This window comes from Kitasatospora sp. NPDC088742 (genome assembly GCF_055584905.1).
Window position 1 is genome coordinate 99981 of record NZ_JBVJLD010000018.1, and the last position, 22049, is coordinate 122029.

At 72.0% G+C, this 22049-nt stretch carries 15 protein-coding genes and 1 pseudogene; 13 read left to right on the top strand and 3 right to left on the bottom strand.

Annotation, left to right across the window (positions count from 1 at the left end):
* Positions 1-93: 93 nt before the first annotated feature.
* The 4 genes from ACZ6ZR_RS16705 to ACZ6ZR_RS16720 all read left to right on the top strand — a co-directional run bounded on the left by ACZ6ZR_RS16705 (position 94) and on the right by ACZ6ZR_RS16720 (position 4699).
* A complete protein-coding gene (locus ACZ6ZR_RS16705; protein WP_465642890.1) occupies positions 94-1380 on the top strand; it encodes an ROK family protein in 1287 nt (428 codons plus the stop codon).
* A gap of 304 nt (positions 1381-1684) precedes the next feature.
* Positions 1685-2794, top strand: a complete 1110-nt coding sequence (locus tag ACZ6ZR_RS16710) for an alpha/beta hydrolase (protein WP_465642892.1) — start codon at positions 1685-1687, stop codon at positions 2792-2794.
* A 159-nt stretch (positions 2795-2953) separates the two neighbouring features.
* Positions 2954-3682, top strand: a complete 729-nt coding sequence (locus tag ACZ6ZR_RS16715) for a hemerythrin domain-containing protein (RefSeq protein ID WP_465642894.1) — start codon at positions 2954-2956, stop codon at positions 3680-3682.
* A gap of 60 nt (positions 3683-3742) precedes the next feature.
* Positions 3743-4699, top strand: coding sequence for a DUF1152 domain-containing protein (locus ACZ6ZR_RS16720; protein ID WP_465642896.1), 957 nt, complete (start codon positions 3743-3745; stop codon positions 4697-4699).
* Positions 4700-4715: 16 nt separating this feature from the next.
* On the opposite strand, the gene ACZ6ZR_RS16725 is transcribed toward ACZ6ZR_RS16720, so the two are convergent.
* On the bottom strand, positions 4716-5264 hold the full coding sequence (locus ACZ6ZR_RS16725; protein WP_465642898.1) for a DUF1697 domain-containing protein: 549 nt from the start codon (positions 5262-5264) through the stop codon (positions 4716-4718).
* A gap of 53 nt (positions 5265-5317) precedes the next feature.
* Here ACZ6ZR_RS16725 and ACZ6ZR_RS16730 point away from each other — a divergent pair, with 53 nt between their 5' ends.
* On the top strand, positions 5318-5788 hold the full coding sequence (locus tag ACZ6ZR_RS16730) for a pyridoxamine 5'-phosphate oxidase family protein (protein WP_465642900.1): 471 nt from the start codon (positions 5318-5320) through the stop codon (positions 5786-5788).
* A gap of 41 nt (positions 5789-5829) precedes the next feature.
* On the opposite strand, the gene ACZ6ZR_RS16735 is transcribed toward ACZ6ZR_RS16730, so the two are convergent.
* A complete protein-coding gene (locus ACZ6ZR_RS16735; protein ID WP_465642902.1) occupies positions 5830-6192 on the bottom strand; it encodes an arsenate reductase family protein in 363 nt (120 codons plus the stop codon).
* A gap of 98 nt (positions 6193-6290) precedes the next feature.
* Here ACZ6ZR_RS16735 and ACZ6ZR_RS16740 point away from each other — a divergent pair, with 98 nt between their 5' ends.
* The 4 genes and pseudogenes from ACZ6ZR_RS16740 to ACZ6ZR_RS16755 all read left to right on the top strand — a co-directional run bounded on the left by ACZ6ZR_RS16740 (position 6291) and on the right by ACZ6ZR_RS16755 (position 12028).
* The gene (locus ACZ6ZR_RS16740; protein WP_465642904.1) at positions 6291-7508 is read left to right on the top strand and encodes a cytochrome P450; all 1218 of its coding nucleotides are present in this window, start codon (positions 6291-6293) and stop codon (positions 7506-7508) included.
* Between the two features lie 63 nt (positions 7509-7571).
* Positions 7572-8522 carry an N-acetylmuramic acid 6-phosphate etherase gene (gene murQ / locus ACZ6ZR_RS16745; protein ID WP_465642906.1) on the top strand — a complete coding sequence of 317 codons (951 nt, stop codon included), beginning with the start codon at positions 7572-7574 and terminating at the stop codon, positions 8520-8522.
* Between the two features lie 16 nt (positions 8523-8538).
* Positions 8539-8970, top strand: a pseudogene (locus ACZ6ZR_RS16750) (PTS transporter subunit EIIC); the annotation flags it as partial.
* 817 nt (positions 8971-9787) lie between these two features.
* Complete coding sequence (locus ACZ6ZR_RS16755; protein WP_465642908.1) at positions 9788-12028, top strand: hypothetical protein; 2241 nt, start codon at positions 9788-9790, stop codon at positions 12026-12028.
* Between the two features lie 7 nt (positions 12029-12035).
* On the opposite strand, the gene ACZ6ZR_RS16760 is transcribed toward ACZ6ZR_RS16755, so the two are convergent.
* Positions 12036-12911: a serine/threonine-protein kinase gene (locus ACZ6ZR_RS16760; RefSeq protein WP_465642910.1), complete on the bottom strand. Its 876-nt coding sequence runs from the start codon at positions 12909-12911 to the stop codon at positions 12036-12038.
* Positions 12912-13129: 218 nt separating this feature from the next.
* Between ACZ6ZR_RS16760 and ACZ6ZR_RS16765 the strand changes: the two genes are divergently transcribed.
* From ACZ6ZR_RS16765 to ACZ6ZR_RS16780, 4 genes are read left to right on the top strand one after another with little or no spacing between them, the layout of a single operon-like run.
* Entirely contained in the window at positions 13130-14479 is a 1350-nt protein-coding gene (locus tag ACZ6ZR_RS16765; RefSeq protein WP_465642912.1) for a PD-(D/E)XK nuclease family protein, read from the top strand.
* Entirely contained in the window at positions 14476-15555 is a 1080-nt protein-coding gene (locus ACZ6ZR_RS16770; RefSeq protein WP_465642914.1) for a pPIWI_RE_Y domain-containing protein, read from the top strand. The genes ACZ6ZR_RS16765 and ACZ6ZR_RS16770 overlap by 4 nt, the downstream gene beginning before the upstream one ends.
* Positions 15548-19144: a pPIWI_RE_Z domain-containing protein gene (locus ACZ6ZR_RS16775; RefSeq protein WP_465642916.1), complete on the top strand. Its 3597-nt coding sequence runs from the start codon at positions 15548-15550 to the stop codon at positions 19142-19144. Before ACZ6ZR_RS16770 ends, ACZ6ZR_RS16775 begins: the two co-directional genes overlap by 8 nt.
* A complete protein-coding gene (locus ACZ6ZR_RS16780; protein WP_465642918.1) occupies positions 19141-21795 on the top strand; it encodes a pPIWI_RE module domain-containing protein in 2655 nt (884 codons plus the stop codon). Before ACZ6ZR_RS16775 ends, ACZ6ZR_RS16780 begins: the two co-directional genes overlap by 4 nt.
* Positions 21796-22049: the final 254 nt, after the last annotated feature.

Here is a 22049-nt window from a genome sequence, read left to right on the forward strand (position 1 = left end):
CCGGCTTGGCGGGACGTACGGGGAGGTGACGCGCGCCACAGGGCCCGCCCGGGGTGATCGCTACAGTGTCCGGGAGGGAGAGCAGGGAGAACAGTGGAGAAGCAGGACGGCCGGCCGACGGGCCTGGTCACCTCGGGACAGCGCGCCGAACTGATGCGGCAGGGCAACGCCTCCTCCGTGCTGCGCGCGGTGCTGGCGTACGGCCCGGTGTCGCGGGCCGAGATCGCCCGGCACACCGGGATCTCGGCGCCGAGCGTGACCAAGCTGACCGCCGCCCTGATCGAGGCGGAACTGCTCACCGAGCTGGCCCCGGTGGAGCCGACCCAGGGCCGCCCCCGGGTGCCGCTGGCGCTGGACGGGGACCACGTGGTGGCGCTCGGCCTGCACATCGGCCTGCTGCGGACCACCTTCGGCCTGGTCGGCCCGGACGGCAGTGTGGTGGCCGAGCGCGAACTCCCGCACCACGAACTGCCGGACCTCTCCCCGGAGCGGATCGTCGAGCAGGCGGTCGAGGGCGTCGACGCGTTCCTGAAGGACCGTCTGGACGGGCGACGCCTGGTCGGCACGGGCGTGACGGTCGGCGGCTGGGTGGACGGCGCGCGCGGTCTGGTGGTGGAGCACGGCCCGCTGGGCTGGCACGGTGTCAGGCTGCTGGAGCTGCTGAACGGCCGGCTGCCCGGCCCGGTGGTGCTGGAGCAGACGGTGCGCGCGATCGCCCGGGCCGAGCTCTGGTTCGGCGCCGGCCGGGAGACCGACGACTTCGTGCTGGTGATGATCGGCAACGTGCTGGGCGCCGCGATCGTGGTGGACCGCACCGTGCACCGCGGCCCGGGCGCCGCCGCCGGGGCGATCGAGCACCTGCTCGCCACCGACGACCCGGACGCCCCGCGCTGCCCGGTCTGCGGCGCGAGCTGTCTGGTCGTCACGGCCTCGGACACCGCCCTGGTGGCCCGGGCCCGGGAGCTCGGGGTGCTGCCCCACCGGAGTCGGGCGGACGACTCGGACGGCGGTGACTCGCTGGCCCTGGAGCGGCTGATCGCGCTGGCCCGTCCGGCCGGTTCGGGCAGCGGCGACGAGCGGGCGCAGGAGCTGCTGCGCACCCGGGCCCGTCAGGTCGGCCGCGCGGTGGCCGGGATCGTGGACCTGCTCAACCCGAGCAAGGTGGTGCTGGCGGGCGGAATCCTGGTCGCCGAGGAGTACCTGGACGAGCTGCGCACCGAGGTCGGCCGCCGCAGCCACCGGGGTCTGGCGGTGGCCGACGACATCCTGCCGGCGGTGTTCGGTTCGCGGACGCTGGTGCGCTCCTCGGCGGTGCCGGTGCTGGAGCGGGTGATCACCGAGCCGTTCACCGCGCTCGGCCTGCTCCGCTCCCAGCTCTGACCCGCCCGCCTTCCCGTACCGCTCGGGTGTGACCTTGCTCCCGCCCGGCGGTGTGAGCCTCGTCACGTCAACTCCGCGCCCGGTCGGCCGGGTTGGCGCCCTTGGCGGGTCCGGGCCGTTCGAACCCGGTCCGACCCCCGCCGACCGGCGGGGGTGTCCCCCGTCGAACGGGGGGAAGGCCGGGGCCGGGGCGGGAAGATCGCAACCGGCCTCCATCGGACCCGCGTCGTAGGATCACGGACGGCACACCTGCCCCGCCGGGCGCGGGTCGCCGACCAGGGTCGGCGCTCCGGACACCTCTCCGGTGGCCGCAGGAGCAGCCCGGCCCGGCCCCACCCCGGGGCCCTCGTCCGGAGCCGCCCGGGCGATCGACCGCTCGGAGAAGAAGACCTTGTTGCTGAAGCCCGCCCGTTCCGTCCTGGCAGCCGTCGGCGTCCTCGGCCTGGCCGCCGGCCTGGCCGCCTGCGGCAGCACCCCGGCACCGCCCGCCCAGGACGGCAAGAGCGGCGGCAAGGACGGTTCCTCGGGCAGCCCGAGCGCCTCGCAGAGCCCGACCCCGCCGCCGAAGCCGAGCAAGGTGCTGATGCCGGCCGGTCCGGCGGCCGACCTGAAGAAGGTCCGGGACACCGCGGCCGGCCCGATCATGATGACCACCCTGACCGGCGCCAAGTCCGGTGTCAGCGGCAAGGTCTGGGTCTGGCTGCCGCCGGAGTACAACGACCCCAAGTTCGCCAAGACCGGCTTCCCGGTGCTCACCCTGTACGCGGGCGGCCAGAGCGCCGGCTACAACACCTGGACGGACAACCAGCTGCCGATCCAGGAGATCGGCGCGCAGCTCTCCAAGGAGGGCAAGGCGCACCCGTTCATCCTGGTGATGCCGGTGCAGAACCTCGAGACCAGCGAGTCCAAGGCGCTGGAGTGCAGCGACATCCCGGGCCAGCCCAAGATCGGCACCTGGATGGCCCAGGACATCCCGGACTTCGTGAAGGCCAACTTCCGCACCGTCAAGGGCCGGGACGGCTGGGGCCTGATGGGCGCCTCCACCGGTGCGTTCTGCAGCGCCAAGCTGGCGCTCCAGCACCCCGACGTGTTCAAGGCCGCCGTCCCGATCGACGGCTACTTCAACCCGGACTCCCCGCTCTGGAAGGGCCACGACGCCGAGCGGCTGGCCAACAGTCCCGACCAGCTGATCGCGGGCGCCAAGGCCGACGTGCGGATGCTCGCCACGGCCGGCGGGGCCAACGCGTACGAGATCAAGCTGGTGAAGAACTGGGTCGCCAAGGCGGCGGCGCCCACCACGGTCGAGTACTACGAGCAGCCCGGCGGCAAGCACCTGACCTCGGACTTCAAGAAGATGATCCCGGTGACCCTGGAGTGGCTCTCCAAGAACCTGGCCGGGCCCGAGACCGACTGAGCGGAGCGGGTGCTGAACCACCGTCAGGTCGCTGACCTGCGCGTCAATCAGACATTGATTCGACCCTGATGAGCTGTCAGCACCCTGGAGACCATGCCGGGGCGCCGTCCAGTGCGGCGCCCGACCGGCCCGGTCTCAGCCAGTCGTGAAGAGAGTGCCATGCCCAGCCACCTGCTGCCCGTCGAATCCCCGAAGGTCCCCGCCCAGGCGGGCGCGCCGCGTGAGACGCAGCCCTCCGCCGAGGCGATCCCGTTCGCCGGGCTGCGCCTGGTGCACGCCGCACTCCGCCGCGACCTGGCCCGGATCCCCAACGCCCTGCGGCTGCTCCAGCCCGACGACACCGCCACCGCCGAGGCGATCCAGCGGCACTGGGACTTCCTGACCGCCATGCTCACCTGCCACCACGAGCAGCAGGACAGCCGGCTCTGGCCGCTGCTGCGCCGCTTCGCCCCCGAACTGCGGCTGCTGCTCAACTGGTTGGAGTCCGACCACCACAACCTCGACCACTCCTTCACCCGGGTCACCACCCTGGTGCGGATCGCCACCCGGGACCCCGCCAGCAGCTGGTCGGTGGCGTACGCGGTGGAGGAGCTGGCCGCCCGGCTGGAGACCCACCTGCGGATCGAGGAGCGGCAGCTGCTGCCCCGGATGGACGGGATCTTCCCGGCCGGTTCGCGGATGGGCACGCTGCCGGAGCTGCTCGACCTGATCCGCGCGGCCGACGGCCCGGGCAGCTCGGACGCGCTGGCCTGGCTGCTGGAGGGCGTCGAGCCCGAGCAGGTGGACCAGCTGCTCGCCGACTGCGACGACACCACCGCCCGCCACTGGCCGCACTGGCGCGACACCTACGCCCGCTGCACCGACGAGCTCTGGGGCCCGCGCCCGTAACCGTCCGCCGCGTGGCCGACCGGGGCGTGGCCGACCGGGGCGGTGGCCTACGATGCGCGGATGTCGTTCGAGCCGTTGCTGATGAGTCGTCTGAAGGATGCCCGGCGAGTGCTGGTGGCCGGGGCCGGGGGAGGCTTCGACGTCTACGCCGGGCTGCCGCTCGCCCTGGAACTGCGCGAGGCCGGGCACGAGGTGCACCTGGCGAACCTGTCGTTCAGCCACCTCTACGGCCTGCCCAACGAGGTCTGGCAGGCCCCCGAACTGGCCAGGATCACCCCGGACACCGCCTCGGCGGAACGGTACTTCCCCGAGCGGACGCTGGCCCGCTGGCTGCGGCTGCACGGACTCCCCGACACCGTCTGGGCCTTCGGCTCGGTCGGCGTCAAGCCGCTGCGGGCCGCGTACCGGGCGCTGGTCCGGCACCTGGACATCGATGCGATCGTGCTGGTGGACGGCGGCACCGACATCCTGATGTGCGGCGACGAGTCCGGCCTCGGCACCCCCGAGGAGGACATGGCCAGCCTCGCCGCGGTGGCCGGGATGCCCGAGGTGGCGACCCGGCTGGTCGCCTGCCTGGGCTTCGGGGTGGACAACTACCACGGCGTCAACCACTCCCTGGTGCTGGAGAACCTGGCCGCCCTCGACCGCGACGGCGGCTACCTCGGCGCCTTCTCCCTCACCCGCGGCAGCACCTCCGGGCAGCTCTACCTCGACGCCGTCGAGCACGCCAGGGCCGCCTGCCCCGAACACCCGAGCATCGTCCAGGGCTCGGTCGCCGCCGCCCTGCGCGGCGAGTTCGGCGACGTCCGCTTCACCGACCGCACCAACGGGACCAAGCTCTTCGTGAACCCGCTGATGACGATGTACTTCACCGTCACCGTCGAGGCCCTGGCCGCCCGCAACCGTTACCTCGACCGGATCGAGCGCACCGTGCTGATGCGTCAGATCAGCACCGTGATCGAGGAGTTCCGCGACGAGCTCCCCGCCCAGCGGCCGCCCCGCCAGTTCCCGCACTGAGCCGGGCCGGGAGCGGTCAGGCCTTGCGGGCGGCGGCGAGGATCTTGACGGTGGTGTGGAAGAAGCGGGACGTGCCCTGGCCCCGGTAGGACTTGGGGAAGGACTTGGCCGGATCTCCGGAAAGGCGGCCGTTCTTCAGGCGGAAGACGGTGAAGGCCGCGCCCGGTGTGGCGGAGAGGATCTCCCAGCCGCCCTTCGGGTCCCGCACCGGGAACTCGAGGTCCTCGGGGAGCGGTTCGGAGAGGAAGACCACGCAGAGGCGGACGTCCGGGGTCACCTCGACGGCGGCGAAGGGATCGGCCTCGACCACGGCCGCCACCTCGTCCACGGTGCGCAGCATCACCGGGACGGGGAAGCCCAGTTCGCGCTCCAGGTGCTGCTCGATGCGGCCGGTGAGGGCGGCGCGGTCGGTCTCGTCAGTGGTGAAGAAGACGTTCCCGGTCTGGATGTAGGTGCGGACCTCGGCGAGGCCCAGATCGGCGAAGAGGGCGCGCAGGCGCTCCATCTTCACCGTCCGGCCGCCGACGTTGACCGCCCGGAGGAACGCGACGTAGCTCTCGGTCATGCGGGCAGTGTCGCAGGCCGGACCGTCAGCGGAGCGTTGGGACACTGTCGACCATGACGACCTGGCAGGATTTCGAGCAGGAGGCGCCCGATCTGGCGCCGGCGGTCCGGGCCCGCTTCGAGGCCAACCGGCACCACGTGCTGGCCACCCTCCGCAAGGACGGGGCGCCGAGGGTGAGCGGGACCGAGGTGCGGTTCGGCGGCGCCGATCTGACGATCGGTTCGATGTACGGCGCGGTGAAGGCCCTGGACCTCCAGCGGGACGGGCGGTTCGCCCTGCACAGTCACCCCGGCGACTCCAGCATGGCCGGCGGCGACGCCAAGGTCTCCGGCACCGCCCGCGAGATCACCGACGAGGCCGAGCTCACCGCCTACCTCGCCGACCTCCCCGAAGCCGCCCCCGGCCCCTTCCACGCCTTCCGCCTCGAACCCACCTCCGTCGTCCTCACCGAGGTCGAGGGCGACGAACTCCGCATCCGCATCTGGCAACCGGGCGCCGTGGTACGGGAGTTCCGCCGTCGCTAGTGCCGTGCCCGGCACTAGGGGCCGTCCCCCCGGTGGGGCCGTCAGCCCCTGGGGACCACCGAGTCCAGGGCCTCCTGGGTGCGCGCCACCACCGCGTGGCCGTCGTCCGCGGTGATGATCGGCCGCTGGATCAGGATCGGGTGCTCGGCCATCGCCGCGATCCAGCGGTCCCGGTCCCCGGGGGTGCGGCCCCACTGCTTCATGCCGAGCTCCTTGGCCACCGCCTCGTCGGTCCGGGTGATGTCCCAGGGCTCCAGTGCCAGCCGTTCCAGCACCTGCTCCAACTCGGCGGCGCTCGGCGGGTCCTCCAGGTACCGGCGGACGGTGTACTCCGCCCCGGCGGCGTCCAGCTCACTGACGGCGACGCGGCACTTGGTGCAGCGCGGGTTGATCCAGATCTCCATGGAGCCCAACATACCCAGCCCACCGCCGCGCGCCGGGAACTCGCCGCCGCGTACGCCGGTTGAGCCGTGCAGACGGTCGAACCGGGGGAGGGGCGTCCATGGACGGCGAACAGATCATCGGTGAACTGCTGGGCCCGGAGGGCCGGGCGAACCCGTACCCGCTCTACCGGATGGCGCACGGCCTCGGGCCGGCCGCCGCCGCGGGGGAGAACGCGGTGCTGGTCTCCGGCTACCGCGAGGTCAACCAGGTGCTGCGCTCCACCGCGTTCCACGTCCCGGACGCGGTGCTGCGCGAGCGCTGGGAGGAGGGCTTCCTCGACCACAGCTCCAAGACCCTGTTCAGCCGCTCGGTCCTGGAGACCAACGCCCCGCACCACAGCCGGATGCGCTCGCTGATCGCCTCGGTCTTCACCGCCCGCCGGGTGGCCGCGCTGGAGCCGGCCGTCCGGGCGGCGGTGACGGGGCTGCTGGACGAGCTGGCGGAGGCGGGCGCGGGCGGGGAGCCGGTGGACTTCATGGACGCCTTCGCCTTCCGGCTGCCGGTCGGGGTGATCTGCGAGCTGCTCGGGGTGCCGGAGGAGGACCGCTACCGGTTCCGCCCGCTGGCCTCCGACCTCACGGCGGCGCTGGAGCTGCTGGTCTCCGAGGAGGAGCTGACCGCCGCCGACCGGGCGGCGGACGAACTCTCCGGCTACTTCACCGAGTTGGCCGCCCGTCGGGCCAAGGAGCCGACCGGCGACCTGGTCAGCGCGCTGGTCCAGGTCGCGGCCGAGGACCCGGGCCGGATATCCGGGCGGGAGCTGCTGGCCAATCTGGTGCTGCTCCTGGTGGCCGGGTTCGAGACCACCACCAACCTGCTGGGCAACGGCCTGGCCCTGCTCTTCGAGCACCCCGCCGAGCGCGAGGCACTGCGCACCGGCGCCCTCAGCCCGGCCGGCTTCGTGGACGAGGTGCTGCGCTTCGACTCGCCCGTGCAGCTCACCTCCCGGATCTCGCTCAGCGACGAGCTGACCGCCGGCGACGTCCCCACCCCGTACGGCACCGCCCTCTTCCTGCTGATCGGCGCGGCCAACCGGGACCCGTCCCGCTACGCCGACCCGGACCGCTTCGACCCGTACCGCACCGACAGCCAGCCGCTCAGCTTCGGCGCCGGCGCCCACTTCTGCCTCGGCGCCCAACTCGCCCGCCAGGAAGCCGCGCTGGCGATGCCCGAGCTGCTCCGCCGCTTCCCCCGCCTGGCCCCGGCCGGGATGCGCACCCGCACCGACCGCCTCGTCCTGCGCGGCTACCGCACCCAGCCGGTCACCCTCCGGTAGGTATCTTCAGAGGTGAGCGCCCGCCCGTCATGGCCGTGCCGCCCCCGAGAGAGGCCGTTCCCGATGACCAGTCAGCCCGCCGCCGGGACCGGCAGCGCCCCCTACGCCGAACTCCGGGCCCAGCTGGAGACCTTGGCCACCGAGGCGTTCCGCCCCGAACTGGCCGAGATCGACCGGCTCTCCACCCTGGAGATCGCCACCCTGATGAACGGCGAGGACCGCACCGTGGCCGAGGCGGTGGCCCGGAGGCTGCCGGAGATCGCCGCCGCGATCGACGCCACCGCCGAGCGGATGGCCCGGGGCGGGCGGCTGGTCTACGCGGGCGCCGGGACCGCCGGGCGGATGGGCGTGCTGGACGCCAGCGAGTGCCCGCCCACCTTCAACACCGCGCCCGGCCAGGTGGTCGGCCTGATCGCGGGCGGCCGGGAGGCCATGGTCACGGCGGTCGAGGGCGCCGAGGACAGCGTGGAGCTGGCCGAAGCCGACCTGGCCGCACTGGAGTTGACCCCCGATGACGTGGTGGTCGGCATCTCGGCCTCCGGCCGCACCCCCTACGCGGTGGGCGCCGTCGCGTACGCCCGCCGTCTCGGCGCGCTGACCATCGGGCTCTCCTGCAACGCGGACTCCGCGCTCGGCGCCGCGTCCGAGCACCCGGTCGAGGTGGTGGTCGGGCCCGAACTCCTCACTGGCTCCACCCGGTTGAAGTCCGGCACGGCCCAGAAGCTGGTGCTCAACCTGCTCTCCACCGTCACCATGATCCGGCTCGGCAAGACCTACGGGAACCTGATGGTGGACCTGCGGGCCTCCAACGAGAAGCTCCGCGCCCGCTGCCGGCGGATCGTGGCCCAGGCCACCGGAGCCGACGACGCCACCGTCGAGGCCGCCCTGGCCGCCACCGGCGGCGAGGTCAAGAACGCCGTCCTGGTGGTGCTCGCCGACGTCGACGGGCCCACCGCCGCCCGCCTCCTCACCGAACACCACGGTCACCTGCGCGCAGCGCTGCTCGCGGTCTGACCCCGACCCCGAACCACTGCGCCACAACCGTTCGATCCGGGCCACCATCAAGTCCGCCCTCCTGGCCGGCTTCCTGGGCGTCGGCGAGCCGCTGATCCACGGGGTCTCCCTCCCGCTCGGCCGCCCCTTCGTCACCGCCTGCGTGGGCGGCGCGGCCGGCGGTGCCTTCGTCGGTCTCTTCAACCAGCTGGGCACCGCGGTCGGTTCCACCGCCATCGGCCCCTCCGGCTGGGCGCTCTTCCCGCTCCTCCAGGGCGAGGGCAGCCTGGCCGCCACCGTCGCGGTCTATGCGGGCGGCCTGTTCACCGGCTACCTGGTCGGCTTCCTCGCCACCTACTTCTTCGGCTTCACCCGGCAGATGCTCACCGAACTCAACACCGAGCCGGAGGCGGCAGCCTCCGAAGAGTCGGCGGAGAACCGTCCCGAACGGACCCTGGTCTCCGTCTGACCACGGCGCTCCATCAGTGGCGGTGCGGCTCCGGCCGCACCGCCACTGACGTCGTTTCAGGCGTTCGTGGTCGGGGCCTCCTCCTCGGTGGGGTGCGGCTGCGGGGCCGGCGCGCCGGGCTTCGGACGCTCGGTGCGGCGGCGCTTGCGGTGCGGCGGGTAGGTCATGGCGTGCTCCTTTTCCAGGTGAAATGGTGATTCGCGGCCGATTGGTCAGGCCGACTGCGGTCAGTGTGGCAGTGGCGGCGGACATCGCACCGACCCAGAACGTCAGGGGAACGTCAGGACGCTCGATTTCGGAGATGGCATGATTCGTCTCGGGTGACCGGGGACGTCGAGAGGGCCCAGTACCAGGGGAGGTGTGCATTGTGGAGTTCCGCCTGTTGGGACGCGTCGAGGTGATGGCCCGCAGAGTTCCGGTTGAACTGCCGCCCTCCGGAAGGGTGATTCTGGTTCTTGCCCTCCTCTCGGAAGGATGCGAGGTCTCGCACGAGGTCATCGCAGAGCACCTCTGGCCCGGGGGCCAATGGACCCCGGGAAACCTCCGGGAACACGTGCGCTCGCTGAGGAGGCGGCTTCCAGGGGTCATTCCGGCGAGGAATCGGAAGGGGATGTTCCGGGTCGAAGTAGTCGATTCCGATGTGGACGTGTTCAGGTACCGACGCGCGGCGGCAGGCCTGATAGGTGACGGCGACCAGGCGTCCCGTGCCGAACTGCGAACGGAGCTCGAAGGGTGGGGGGAAGTGCCACTCGACGGTTTGCCGGGGGCATTCGACGAGTGGAGGCGGAGGCTGGAGGACGAGCGGCGCGAGGGATGGGTGCGCTGGCTGAACGCGGAGATGCGTGCCGGGGTGGTCGAGGAGGTGGCGGCACGGATGGGGTGGCTGCGTGCGCGGTGGCCGTCGGACGAGTCGCTGTTCGAGGTCGAGTTGCGGCTCATGGGGGAGGACCGGGCCGGGATCAGGCAGGTGTACAGCGCTTGGCCGAACGTTCCGAGCCGGCGGTTGGAGGCCGTCTACCGTGAGCTGACCGCGGTTCGGTCGGGGTCCTTGGTACAGCGTCAGCTCCCCTTCGTGGCACCGGATCTGGTGGGACTCCGGGGGACCTACCAGCAGTTGGACGACGCGCTGCTGGGGCAGAAGACGAGGCTGGCCGTTCTGGTCGGCCCGGGCGGGGTCGGGAAGACCACGGCTGCGTCGAGCTGGGGAGTCCGGGTCGAGGACGAGGCGTTTCCGGACGGGACGCTGTACGCCGACCTCCAGGGGTTCACCGCGAACGGGGAGCCGCTGGACGCGGCCCAGGTGTTGCCCAGGTTCCTGCACGACCTCGGGGTCGATCCCGCCTCCCGCACCCTGGAGGGCATGGTGGGGAGCTACCGGTCCGCCCTGGCGAGGCGTGCGGTACTGGTGGTCCTGGACAATGCCGTGAGTGCCGACCAGGTGCGTCCGCTGCTGCCGGGTGGTCGGTCCTGCGCGACGCTGGTGGTCAGTCGCCGGCGGCTCGGAGGGTTGGTCGCACGGGAGCAGGCACGGTTGGTCGAGGTCACCCCGTTGACTCCGGTGCAGGCCGTCCGGATGTTGACCCGGCCGCTCGACCCCGGAATGGTGCGCAGGAACGGGCCGTTGCTCGCTGAGCTCGCCGAGCGGTGCGACCGGTTGCCGCTGGCGCTCTCGGTGCTCGCCTCCGGCTTTCACGGCATCAGTGATCCCGGACTTCAGGAGCTCGGGAGGTCGATGCGCGCGCCCGGCCGACGGCTGGACTCGCTCGAGATCTGGGGCGAGTCGACCGGCGTGCGGACGGCGCTCCGGAGCACCCATCGCCGACTCTCGCACGCCGCGCAGCAGTTGTACTGGAGGCTCGGCGTGCATCCGGGGTCGGCCGCCGGGCTGCACGCGCTCGCCGGGCTGACCCCGGAGGGCGAACGGCCGGGCGTGGCCGCCGCAGTTCGGGAGCTCATGGACCTGCACCTCCTCTCCTGCCCGGAGTACGACCGGTACCAGTTGCACGATCTGGTCCGGGACCATGCTGTGGAGCTGGCCGGGCAGCGGACGCCGGAGGAGCGTCGGGGTGTGCTGGAGCGGCTCCTGGAGCTGTCGTTGCAGCAGGCCTGGTGGTGTGACCGGCAGTTGGTGCCGGGGCGGTCACTGCCGATCGGTACGCCACCGGCCGGCCTCGAACCCGTGGAGCTGCTGGGAGCCGGCGAGGCGATGGACTGGTTCGACCGGGAGTACCCGGGCCTGCAGGAGGTTATCCGGCTGGCCGGCGAGGAGGGTCTGAACCGGTACGCCTGGCTGCTCTCGATGGTGCTGGTCACCTACCAGTGGCGGCGGAACCGTCACGGGGACGCCGTGCAGAACCTGGAGCGGGTCAAGCAGATGGCCGAGCCCGAGGCGACCCTGGCCGAACAGGCCACGATGATGCGGCTGCTGGCCGGTTCCCGGCGCGGTCTGGGAGAGGGGCAGTACAGCTTGGCGAAGGCGAACCTGGTCCGGGCCATCAGGCTGAGCAAGGACGGCGGGGATGCCGCCGGGGAGGCGTTCGGCCTCAAGGCCCTGGCCATCCTGCAGAGCGAGCACGGGGAGCTGCAGGAGGCGCTGAGCAGCTTCGAGCGCACCGTGATGACGTTCAACCAGTTGGGGAACCCGGTCGCGGAGGCCGGGGCGATGAGCGGTCTGGGGTACGTCTGGGGCCAGTTGGGCAAGCCCCGGAAGGCCGTGGACTACCTGGAGAGCGCGGTGGTGCTGTTCAGCTCGACCACGGACACCAACGGCTTGGCGGACGCCCTGGTCCAACTCGGACGGATCAGCGCCGGGCAGGGGGATCACCGGGGTGCAGCCGAGCGGTACGCGGATGCGGCCGAGCGGTACCGGACGCTCAGCTACACCCGGAACGAGGCCCGGACGAGGGTCCTGCTCGGGGAGGCGCTGATGGCGGCGGGAGACACGGGAGGCGCTGTCGAGCCCCTCCGCCGTGGGGAGGAGCTGTTCAGGCGGCTGGGGTTGGGGGAGCAGGCGGAGGAGGCGGCTGACCGGCTCGCCGCACTGGAAGGAGGGGAGTGAGGGATGCTCAGTCCCGGTACCAGGCGGTCGGGTCGGGCTTCGGGGCCTTCGGATTGGCCGGCTCCCCGCGCCGGGGCAGCAGCGGCTGGAGGTACTCGCGGACCAGGGCGGCGCCGCTCGGCCGCTCGGCCGGATCCCAGGCGATCATGGCGAGGCCGAGGGTGTACAGCTCCTCGTTCATGCTGGTCCGGAAGCCCTCGGGGTACTGACGTGTCCCAGGGGTCAGACGCTGGCCGATGTGACCTTCGTACGGCAGGTTCAGGGTGCCCGCCTCGAGCAGGACGCAACCGAGTGCGAAGACGTCGGCCTGTCCGGTCAGTTCGGCTCGGAGATACTGCTCCGGAGCCGCGTAGCCGGCGGTGCCGGCCGGACTCTCGCAGAGGCCCGCAGGGGTGGCGATGCCGACGTCGATGAGGAGGACCCGACCGTCGGAGCGCACCATGATGTTCTCCGGCTTGATGTCGCGGTGCACGTAGCCACGGCCGTGGATCTCGGTGACGGTCTCGCACAGCTGACCGAGCACGGCGGACAGCACGTCGGCGCCGAACGGTGCCCGGTCCCTCATCAGGTGGGCCAGGGACACACCTTCGATCAGGTCCATCACCAGATAGCGGCTGCCGGCGTGGTCCTTTGACAGGCCAGGCGAGATGAGCCCGTCGATGTCGGAAAGAGCCTTTCCCACCTGGCCCTCGTACTCCAGGTCGTCGCCGAGCTCCCGGTAGTAGGTGGTCGACTCGAAGGTCCGTAGGGCCTGGAGTTTCACAGCCACTTGTCGCCCGGTCAACTCATCTGTGGCACGTACCAGTTGACCCTGATTTCCGTTGCCCAGCTTCTCGTGCAGCCGATACCGGCCGCCGATCAGATCCCCAGCTCGCACAACCACCCCATCGACGAGAGAAAGGTCCGGACAGTATGGCAGCCTGGCATCACCTCGGCGGAGTAACGGGAGATCCCGCCGTCGTCAAGGTGTCCGTGGGAATGTTCGGCCCGGCGAAGTACCGGTGCCCGGCCGCTGACTCGATGAAGGCGCGCGGCCTTTCCCCCACCGTGCGGCCCGCCCGCAAAAGGGAACAGTTGAACGATTTCACCAATGGTCCGTTCATGGACGAGTTGGACCGGATCGAGCGGGGCAGTGGCATTCGCAGGACCTGGCTCCACGACGGGGTCCGAAACTGGACCGATCACGCCGTGGCCGGGTACCTGCGAGCGTTCCCGCAGGACGGCGGCCTCGTCCCGGTCCGTCAGCCCTGGGTCTACGACCACGAGTTGCGGGAGCCGGACGAGCACGGGGTGCGGCGGGTCCAGATCACCGTGTGGGGCCGGTGCTTCCGTTCGCCCGACGGCGCGGTGCGGGAGCTGCGGTGGCCGGTGAACCGCTCGGGCTCCAGGGAGAAGAGCCCCGCCGAACTGGCCCTCGCCGCCCTGGTCGTGGCCGAGGGCGAGGCCTCCTCGCGCGCACAGCGGGTGCGGATCGTGCAGTTCGGCATGGCCGACGGAAAGACCGACGTCCTGTTCGACGGTGATCGGGACGCTGCCCTGGCGCTCTACCGTGAGCACGGCCGGCCGGCCCTGGCGGCGCTGCTGGAGGCGGAGGAGTACCGCCCGGGTACGGCCTGCGTCGGGTGCGCCTACTCGATGGTCTGCCCCGCGCTGCCGAAGGCACCGGGGTTGCTCGGAATCCAGGACCGCGAGCGGCCCCGGCGGAGCTGGTCGGCGACCAACGCCCGCTCCCACGCGGCCTGTCCGGCCCGGTACTACCTGCGGGCGCGGATGCTCCCGGTCGACCGTTCGGTGGAGTACGCCGGTGCCCCCGAGCGCGGTCGGGCGGTACACGCCTGGCTCGCCGGTCGCCACGGTGGTGACGGGGGCGGGCCGTGCGGGCCTGGGATCGCGGCGGACTGGGACACCGGTGGCCACGAACTCGCCGATGGGGAACGCGAGGTGGCCACCGCCATGCTGCGCCATCACGCGAAGGTCTGCCCGCGGCGGACAGCCGGCGAGTGGCGTGCCAGGTCGGAGCCGAAGCTGGTCTTCGAGGACACGGCGGCCGACTTGGTCGTGCTGGCCGAGCCCGACCTGCTCTACCTGGACGGCGACTCCTGGGTGTGGCGGGAGACCAAGACCACGACCACTCACCGCCGGGACCGGGATCCACTGCTGGCCTTCCCCCAACTGGCCGTGGCGGTCGTGCTGCTGGCCCGTGGTGAGTTGGGCGGCAGCCCGTACCGGAGCCGGGTGGAACTGGAGACGCTGCGTCCGGACGGGGTGGACCTGGAGATCCTCGATCCGCTCTCCCCGCAGGTCCTGGAGACGGCCGAGAAGGTGCTGAGGAGCGGCGTCGGTCCGTGGCACGCCGACGACCGCTTCGATGCGAAGCCGGGTACGGAGTGCTCCCGCTGTGAGGTCGGACGTTGGTGCTCGGCCCGGATCAGCGGCGCGGTGGCGCGGTGAGGGCGGCTGACCGGTCGTCCGACCTCGAACTGCTCGGAGCGGTGGCCCGGGCAGTCCTGGTGCTGGACGGCGAGGCCGGCTCCGGCTCGTTCTCCCTGCCCTATCCGCCCGAGGTCCAGCTGACCCTGGACCGTATGGTGCTGCACGCGGTGCGGCGTGACCGGGAGCTGCCCTCCGGCGTCCCCGGTCTGCTCGACTGGTGTGCTCGGCGGCCGGTGGAGGAGTGGCCGTTGTCCCTTCCACCAGGAGTCCTGCGGCCGGGCACCAGGCTGTTGGACCCGGTGGTGCGTCGGCCGACCCGGAGCTGCTTCGAGCTGGCCGCGGCCTCGGCGGAGGGGCTGCTGGAGCGCCGGGCCCTGGCGCGGCTGAACGAGACCGTCCGCGGTGGGCCCCTCGGATTCGGCGAGTGCCGGGACTTCCTGGCGGACCGTCCGGTGCTGACCGAGTCGGAGATCCAGCGACTGCGGATCGATCCGAGGGCGACCGTGATCTGGCGGCGGGTGGGTCAGCTCTACGAGCCCTTCCCACCCGGCCCGGGGGCCGAAGGGGCGGCGGTCCGGTGCGCGAACTGCCGGCTTCCCGCGCTGGCGGCGAAGGGACGGCTGCTCTGGTGCGAGAGCGGTAGCTGCCCGCTGGGAGGGCCGGTGGACACTTTCCCGGCCGCCGGCGCACGCGTGCTGGCCGCTCAGCTACGGCTGCTGCTCGCCGGTGCGTCGGGCCGGACCGAGCGCCGGGTGCGCCGCACGCTGGCCAGGCTGAAGGTCCGGTCGGGGCCGGTCGACGACCAGCCCGGCTGGTACCGCGTCGGCTTGCCGGACGCGCGCACCGCCGTGTGGCGGATCCACGACCGGGCCCAGCCCACGGTGCTCGGGGCCTGGGCGTCGACCGAACGGACCGGGCAGGAGGGAACGGCCCTGGTGGTGGTGCCGGAGCGAACGCTCCGTGAGTACGAGGGAGTCCGCCGACTGATCGAGGACCGGCTTCCGGCCGGAGTCCGGCTGCTGTCGGTCCGTGAGTTCCTGCACTTGGTGACGGTGCCGGCCACGGGCCGGGGAGAGGAGGAGGGACATGCGTAGCACGGTGGAACCACTTCGGGACGTGGTCGGGCAGCTGTACGACCGTGCGCCGGAACCGAAGCCGAAGCCGGAACGGCTGCGGACGCTCTGTGAGGTGGAGCTCGGCCTCCACCTGCAGCAGCGGCTGCTGCCCGGCGAACCGGCGGTCGCGGCCTGGCCGCTGTTCAGCGGCCACCCGTACCTCGCGGCCCGGGATCCCGAACTCGGCGCCCGGAGCGCCGATCTGCTCCGCAAGGCCAGGTACTCGCTGTGGACCCTCGCCCGTCCGGCGGCCTGGGCGGAGGCCCTGCAGGAGTACCAGCGCTGGCCCGTCGCCCTACGGGGGTTCGATGTCCCCGACGTGGCCGTTCCGGCCCGTCGAATCGTCAACCTGACGGTGGCGGACGATCGTTGGGTCCACTACGACAGGCTGCTGGCGCAGGCCCCACCCTGGGAGGTCAGCGAGCTGCCGGTGGCCGGCCCCGGTCCGCACGGCTTCGCCCTCGGCCGCTTCACCACCACCGTCCGGTTGGAGGAGGTGCCGGGACCCCGGCCGGACGCCCACGACCTGGCGCGGCTCCCAGCGGGTGCGGGTGCGCCGTTGACCGTGGACAAGGCCGAGCTGCTGGTGACCGCGGCCCGGATGGACGAGCTGGAGTTCCGGGACTGGCACGGACGCCTGGACCGGATCTCCTTCTCCACCCCCGGTGGTGACGGGTTCGAGCCGGCCGAGAGGTTCACGGTGGCGGGCCTCCAGCACCTGCTGGGGATCGTGGGTGCGGGCAAGTCCACCCTGAGGGACGTCCTGACGGTACATCTGGCGCTTCTCGGCCTCCGGGTTACCGTGGTGGTCGGCGACGTGGCCGAACTGCTCAAGCTGGTCCGGCTCTACAACCTCCATCTCGGGCCGGGGCAGAAGTCGGCCGCGCCGGTGATCGGGGCATCGAGCCGAGAGCAGCACGCCGAGCGGCTGCACCGCCGTCTCACCGGACGGGGCGATCGCAACCTGCTCGGACACCACGACCCGGCCTTCGAGTACCTCAGCACCTCGTGCGCCGTGAACGCCCTGCGAGCGGAGCAGGCCGGTGACGGGCCGGAGGACGTGCCGGAGCTGCTCGCCTTCGCGGACGCACCCTGCACCACCCTGCGGCCGCGCTCGGCCGGTGCGTCGCGTTCGGCGGGCGGTGATCGCTGGCAGGAGCGCCGGCGGGCCTGCCCCTACTGGAGCCGCTGTCCTCGTCATCACGGTGCCCGCGAGCTGGTGGACGCCGATGTGTGGGTCGCGACCCCGGCCGGTCTGGTCGACTCCCGGGTGCCGTGGGCCCAGAACGGTGAGCGGCTCCGTTACCTGGAGCTGGCGGCCCGGCGCAGCGACCTCGTGATCGTGGACGAGGTGGACCGGGTGCAGATCCAGTTGGACCAGATGTTCGCCCCCGCCGTGGTGCTGGCCGACGGTGTGGACGGGGACGATCTGGTGAGCGAGCTGAACGCGCACCGCGGACGCGAGTTGACCGGAGGCGGCCGGATCCAGCTGTCCAACCGGGACGTGGAGAACTGGTCGGTGGCGGTCAGCACCGTGAACCTGGCCACCGACCGGCTGTACGCACGGCTGGCAAGTGAGCCCCGGCTACGGAAGAGGGTCAGCCCCGGCTACTTCAGTGCTCGGCACCTTCAGGAGGGGCTGCTGGCCATGCGGTACCCGGAAGCCGGGGAGGAGACCGCGGACGGCGGTGGGTCCACGTCGGCCGCGCAGTCCGGCGAGGCGGTGGCCGCGGCCTGGTCCAAGGCCCGGAAGGAGCTCAGCGAGCGGCTGAAGGTGTTCCGGGAGAACCCGTTCGGCGACCGCAGTCCGAGCAGGCCGGGGGACCCCGAACTCACCCGTCTGATGAACGAGTTGCTCCAGACCACCTATCAGGCGAACACCCGGCCCCGGCTTGCCGAGTTCGTGGTCGGGCTGTTTGACCTGGAGCCCGTGCTACGGCTGAAGGAGGCCGCCCACGAGGCCGAGCTCGCGCGGCGTGCGGCTGAGCGGGAGCTCCGGCGGGCGCAGGGGCGTACACCGAAGACCTGGGCCACCGTGCCGAGGTCGGCCGAGGACTGGTTGGACGAGCAGGCCCTCCTGTTCGAGTTCACCCTGCTGCTGTGCGCGCTGGAGCCCCGGCTGGCGTTGGTGAACGCGATGTGGCCGAGGGTGCAGGTGGCACTCAACCTGGGCTTCAGTCTGATGTACCGCCGGCCACCGGACTACGGGCCGATCGTGCCGGAGGAGCCGATGGGCAACATGCTGGCGTTTCAGTTCCTGGTCCACGGGCGGGACGAAGGAGGCCTCCAGAACGGTCAGTTGAGGTTCTTCCGGTGCAGTGGGATGGGCCGGGAGCTGCTCCGGTTGCTGCCCGGTCTGCCGACGGTCGACAACCGGCCCGGAACCAACGTGCTGCTGATGTCCGGCAGCAGCTGGGCCGGCACGTCCAGCCGCTACCACGTACCGGTGCCGATCGGTGTGATCATCGAGCCCGACCGTCGCGAGCTGGAGCGGATCGCCGAACTCAGCGAGTTCCGGATCGAGTTCGCCGAGATCGGTGGTCGCCCGGCCACCGTCTCCGGCAGCCACCAGGACCAGCGGACCGACCTGCTGTGCCGGATGGTCACCGCCCTGGGGACCGAGGAGGACGACGGAACCGGTAGCCGGTTGCGCCGGGAGCTCTCCGAACTGCCCGACGAACGGCGCCACATCCTGCTCCTGGTGGGCAGCTACGAGGAGGCCCGCGAGGTGGCGGACACCCTGCACGGGCTCGGCCCACGCTGGAGGGGACGGGTGCTCAGGCTCGCCTCGGACGACGACCACACGGTGCCGGACGACCTGCCGATCGAGGGGGACGAGCACCACGCCGGGGTGCTCCGCCGAGGTGACGTCGAGACCCTGGCGGACACCCCGGCCGAAATCCTGGTGGCACCGCTGCTCGCGGTCGAGCGCGGTCACAACATCCTCAACAAGGAGCAGCAGGCGGCGATCGGCACCGTCTACTTCCTGGTCCGGCCGAACCCGAGGCCGGACGACCTCGGACTGGCGGTGCACGCGGTCAACGACTGGCAGGTGCGCGCCGTGGCGAGCGGTGAGTTCGCGGAGCGGGTGGCCGGCGAGTCCTCACTGGACCAGGGGGCTCGGGCGGCCCGGGCAGCGGCGCGCGCCGAGTGGCACCGCCTGCTCGCCCGGAGCCTTGCGTGGAGCAGGCTCGGTGCCGACCGCGAGCAGGTCACCTGGGATCTCATGGTGCTGATCTGGCAGGTGATCGGCCGGCTCCTGCGCGGCGCCGTGCCGGCCCGGGTCGTCTTCGTGGACGCGGCCTTCGCCCCCGGCCTCGCCGCCGTTCCACCGGAACCCGACACCCCGCGGACGAGCCTGCTGCACAGCATGGTCGACGTCCTCGACCCGTACTGCCTCGATGACCGCACGACAGAACCCGGCGGCCCGGCCTCCGGGCCGGTCGCACCACTCGACCCCGCCGATCGCTACATCGTCAGGGCCCTCTACGGCCCGTTGCACGCCGCTCTCAGCCGCTGCCTGCAGCTCGGCACCGACCGAAGGGAAGACCCCGGTTGTACCCCGTGATCCGTACCACCGCCCACGAGCCCGACCCGGCCACCGGGCCCTGGCTGGAACCGCACAGCACCATCTCCTTCCCGGAGCCGCTCCGGGCCGGCCTCCAGCAGCTGTACCGACAGCGCCTGCGACGCGGCGAGCAGCCGACCGGGCTGCCGATCCGTCAACTCAACGCGCTGCTGAGGGTGGTGGCGCCCGGAGTGGTCGCGACCGGCCGTGGCGTCGGGTCCGGCACCGCGGATGCCTGGCTGTACGCCAGGGAGGCGGTCCCGGAGGACGTGGTTCGGCCGGTGCTCAACGCCTGGGTGCTCGGCTCGGTGGCCGGGCGCGACGAGGAGCAGCAGCTGCGGGCGATCGAACTCCTGGAGGAAGTCGGTGAGTTGTCCTGGCAGCAGGAGGACATCGACCTGACCGCCTCGGCCCTGTCGCCCGGGGGCACCGCCCTGCCGGACCAGCGTCTCTACCACTTGCTGCCGGAGTGGATCGCCGCCCGACTGGCCGCCCGGCCGTTCCGCAGCCAGGGGGTGGACGTCCGGTTCCGGATCGTCAGCCGTGAGCAGGGGACCGAGCTGGTGAGCTGGCCGCCCCGGAAGTACGTGGTCGGCAAGCGGTCCTGGTACTACTCCGGCACGGTCACGATCACCGTGCACACGGTGCCCTTCGCCGAACGCTTCAGGGTGCACGTGTCGACCGGCATCCGGCGCTGGGTGTCGACCGACTCGGTCTGGCTCCCCCAGGGGCAGGGGGCGACCGTACTGGTCGACGCACCGATTCCGTGGCAGCCGCAGGCGGTCCAGCGGGTCCGGCTGGTCGACAGCTCAGTCCGGTACGACCGCGACCAGGGGCGAGTCGGCTGGCGGCGGCACAGCCACCTGGCCGACCTGCTGCCCGACCTGGACCTGCGCCGGAGCTATCCCAAGGCGGAGGAGCTGGTCGGCGAGCCGGTGCCGTGGCTGCTCGGACGAGACGGCGTCGCGGCCGGCGTGGTGTACAGCAACACCATGGCCTCGGGCGGCAAGGGGTACGTGCACAAGGTCCGGACCGGACTGATGCCCCTGGAACGTTCGCTGTTGGACGACTGGGTGACGGAGGGAATGGGCGAGGAGCTGCGCCGGGTGCCGGACCTGGTTCGGGCTGCGAAGGTCACCAAGCCCGTCCTGCTCACGAAGGAGGCGAAGAAGGACGGGGCGGCCAGGGCCGCAGGCCGTCGTCAGCGACTCCGGGGCGTCCTGGACGGGGGGCCGCTCCACCTGGACCTGCTCTGGCAGTCCGAGCAGGTCAAGGAGGAACTGGCAGCTGCCCTCGAAGAGTTGGTCGGTCTCCCGGCAGGCAGGCCGGGGGCTGCCGAGGAGTGGGAACACGAGGCGGACGGCGTCCGGCTGAAGGTCCGGTTGGTCGGCATCGGAGCCCTGGGGCAGCCGATCCCGGCGCCGTCGGGCGACGGCCGTCGGGGGGCCGCCTGGGCCGAGGCGATGCGGCGCCGTGCCCGGGCCACCGCGGAGCTGCTGGGAGCACCCGTCGGACGGGCCCTGGCCCTGGTGGAGCTGAGTGGCCCCGAGGCCTTCGGGCAGCCGGGGACCGATCCCAAGGAGGCGATCCGGCTCGGCTGCGCCGAGGCCGGTCGGCTCAGCCAGTTCCTGGTGCCGCCCGAGGAGGGCGTTGCGGACCTGGGCATCCGGATCAGGAAGGCGCTGTTCGACGGCCTGCGACAGCTGGGTGCGGTGATCACTCCCGAGCACCGGGTGTCCGGTCTCCCGGAGCAACTGCAGTACCTGGCGCTCAGGGTGATCAGGTGTCAGGGTGACCGCCGGGGCCGGTCCCGGGAGCAGCGGCTGGTCGCCCTGCGGATCCGACCGGACGAGGTGGTGCACCCGGTTCGTGGCTGGGACGAGGAGACGAACTCGTGGGTGCCCTACTCCGAGCTGCTGCTCAGGCTCGGCCGTGACACCTCCGCCGGGGCGGTGGTGACGGCGGAACAGATCAGGACGGTGCTCTACCAGACCCGTGACCGGCCTACGGTGCTGCTCGCCGATGTGGGCAACCTGCGCAGCAGTTGGCCGGGGCTGGCGCACGGCACGCTGGTCCGCGACATGGTCGCGCTGGACCAGGGGCGCCATCAGCGTGCCGCAGCCTACGGACCGGACCTGCGGGTGGTGCTGGTGCGGGACGACTGCGGACGGGAGGAGGTGCCCGAGTGGTACGCGCCGGCCGGGAAGGGGATGGTGCCGGGGCTCACCACGGGCCTCTGGACCGCTCCGGAGACCGACCCGGACAACCGGGTGTTCGGCAGCACGGCCGACGTTCCGGCCACGGCCGCCGCACGGCGGGACCTGCTGAAACTGGTGCCCGATCCGGACTGGCCGACCGCGCCGTCCAAGCGGGCCTGGAACCCGCAGTTCCTGGAACTCACCGTCCAGGCCTGCCTGTCCACGGCCGCGCTGGTGTCGGCGGGTCGGACGGACGTGACCGCGGACCGTCCCGTCGAGTACGCCACGCTGGCCCATCAGCTGCGCTTCCACGATGACTACGATCCGCTCGGTCTGCCGTTGCCGCTGCACCTTGCGGTCAAGGCCGAGGAGTACGTCCTCGCGCTGGTCGGCGCGGACACGGTCGGTGCGGAAGCGGCAGCGGGGGGTCCTGCGGGAGGAGAGCTCGACTGAGTCGGCTGCGGGTCTGCGCGGCGTCCGGTGGCCCGTCCTCGGACGGGCCGTCCGGGCTGCGGAACGGGTCACTCCCGGGCTGCCGCGGCGGCGGCCAGGAGGCCGCCGAGGCCGAGGGCGACCAGCAGGGCGATGAGGATCTTCCACGTCTTCGTCATGCCCTTCCCAACGGCCCGTCGGGCGGTGCGGAAACGTCTTGTCACCCGGGCAGCCGGTCAGAGGGGGAGGTGGGGGAGGCGGTGGTGGTCCGGGGC

Bases quoted from the DNA above. Each gene is read 5' to 3' on its own strand.
- ACZ6ZR_RS16715 (WP_465642894.1), top strand. From the start codon at position 2,954: ATGCCCAGCCACCTGCTGCCCGTCGAATCCCCGAAGGTCCCCGCCCAG.
- ACZ6ZR_RS16720 (WP_465642896.1), top strand. From the start codon at position 3,743: ATGTCGTTCGAGCCGTTGCTGATGAGTCGTCTGAAGGATGCCCGGCGA.
- ACZ6ZR_RS16725 (WP_465642898.1), bottom strand. From the start codon at position 5,264: ATGACCGAGAGCTACGTCGCGTTCCTCCGGGCGGTCAACGTCGGCGGC.
- ACZ6ZR_RS16730 (WP_465642900.1), top strand. From the start codon at position 5,318: ATGACGACCTGGCAGGATTTCGAGCAGGAGGCGCCCGATCTGGCGCCG.
- ACZ6ZR_RS16735 (WP_465642902.1), bottom strand. From the start codon at position 6,192: ATGGAGATCTGGATCAACCCGCGCTGCACCAAGTGCCGCGTCGCCGTC.
- ACZ6ZR_RS16740 (WP_465642904.1), top strand. From the start codon at position 6,291: ATGGACGGCGAACAGATCATCGGTGAACTGCTGGGCCCGGAGGGCCGG.
- murQ (WP_465642906.1), top strand. From the start codon at position 7,572: ATGACCAGTCAGCCCGCCGCCGGGACCGGCAGCGCCCCCTACGCCGAA.
- ACZ6ZR_RS16765 (WP_465642912.1), top strand. From the start codon at position 13,130: ATGGACGAGTTGGACCGGATCGAGCGGGGCAGTGGCATTCGCAGGACC.
- ACZ6ZR_RS16775 (WP_465642916.1), top strand. From the start codon at position 15,548: ATGCGTAGCACGGTGGAACCACTTCGGGACGTGGTCGGGCAGCTGTAC.